Origin of the sequence: Nocardia alni (assembly GCF_019038435.1) — a bacterium.
GTDB classification, from domain to species: Bacteria; Actinomycetota; Actinomycetes; order Mycobacteriales; family Mycobacteriaceae; genus Nocardia; species Nocardia alni.
Genome location: NZ_JAGPOX010000323.1, coordinates 1 through 900, shown reverse-complemented (window position 1 = coordinate 900; position 900 = coordinate 1). Strand labels below are relative to the sequence as shown.

At 68.2% G+C, this 900-nt stretch carries 1 protein-coding gene; it reads left to right on the top strand.

What is annotated here, in order from left to right:
* On the top strand, positions 1-234 hold a 234-nt coding region (locus JZ791_RS44140; protein ID WP_498049422.1), incomplete at its 5' end, for an aromatic-ring hydroxylase C-terminal domain-containing protein.
* Positions 235-900: the final 666 nt, after the last annotated feature.

Here is a 900-nt window from a genome sequence, read left to right as displayed (position 1 = left end):
CCCACCCGCCTCTACGAGGCCCTCCGCGCCGGCACATTCGTCCTGGTAGTCCCCACCGGAATCGAAGTGCCCGCAATCGACCACCTGACGGTCGTCCACACCACCGACCCGACCCAGCCCGCCGTCCTGGTCCGCCCCGACGCCTACATCGCCTGGGCCGCCGACCACACCGACCCGTCGGCCGTCGCCACAGCCCTGGACCAGTGGCTCGGCGTCGCCACGACCGCGAACTGATCACAATCCGTCTGTCCCCGAATCCGATTCGGGGACAGACTGCTGTCCGAAGCCTCTCAGTCCCTCCCCATAGACCCTCGATCGGCGGCAGCGATTGCCGTACCAGAGAGGCAAGCACCGTCCCACACGGCAGTCGGGCTCGTCAGCGCACGCCGTAGTCGAGCCGGCCGCAAGGGGATCGCCGCAGCCTTCGCTCAGCTAGCCAATCGAACTCGACCGGTCACCCATCACCCCGATGGGACGCGCCGGGGGTAGGTATAGTCCGCCGCGGCCGCCATTCAGTCGCTCGGTTGAAGCCGACAGCTCACCAATCACCTCGGTCCGGGGAGACGGCCGCTCGCAGTTCACCACTGCCACCGTTCAGTCGTGTGAAGCCGACCCGGCGATCACCTCGATGAGGGACTCGGCCGGAACTGCGTAGCGTTCGCCGCTGCTGCCAGTCGGCTGGAGTCGACGGTCATCGATCACCTTCAGTCAGGGCGCGACGCGGTACGTGGGGCTCGCGGTTGCCGCGATTCAGTCGGTCGGCTGGAGTCGACGGTCATCGATCACCTTCAGTCAGGGCGCGACGCGGTACGTGGGGCTCGCGGTTGCCGCGATTCAGTCGGTCGGCTGGAGTCGGCGGTTGTCGATCACTTCGGTGGGGGCGCGGCGTGGGGCGCGGGG